This is a genomic window from Gluconobacter sp. P1D12_c (assembly GCF_018812105.1).
Classification (GTDB): domain Bacteria; phylum Pseudomonadota; class Alphaproteobacteria; order Acetobacterales; family Acetobacteraceae; genus Gluconobacter; species Gluconobacter oxydans_A.
The window spans coordinates 1-443 of sequence record NZ_JACSIQ010000481.1; the positions used below are offsets into that span (position 1 = coordinate 1).

The 443-nt window shown below is 60.7% G+C and carries 1 protein-coding gene; it reads right to left on the reverse strand.

Going from position 1 to position 443, the window contains the following annotated elements; genetic code table 11:
• On the reverse strand, positions 1-443 hold a 443-nt coding region (locus KP705_RS17775), incomplete at both ends, for a DUF4158 domain-containing protein (protein WP_215765243.1).

The window sequence follows — 443 nt, forward strand, 5'->3', positions numbered from 1 at the left end:
CTCGGCCAGATGCTGGGGCGTAATCCGGGCAGCTTCTTCGCTCAAACGGTCAAAGGCCACACGCGGTATGGTCGTGGCGCGAGCGCTGTCGAGGTTCAGGGATCGTACACACTCCAGGCGTTCCAGCAATCGCAGGATATTGCGCGCGGCTGGTGACAAGGGCGGGTTACGCAGCCACGAGAGCCAGGAGGCACTGCGATCGCCACGACGCTCCAGCATTTTGTCCAAACGACAACGGGTTTCCGGCGGCAGATCCCCTGCAAGGACGTCATGGACAAGGTGATCGGCCTGCTGGCGAGCACGGCGCACCAAGGCTTCAATGACAGTGACCGACGGCAGGAGAATGCTTCGGCGACGCATCTCGTCAATCAGGATCGCAGCCATGCGGGATGGCTGGGTCACATGATGTGCAATTGGCATCGCGAAACCGGTCATGTCATGAA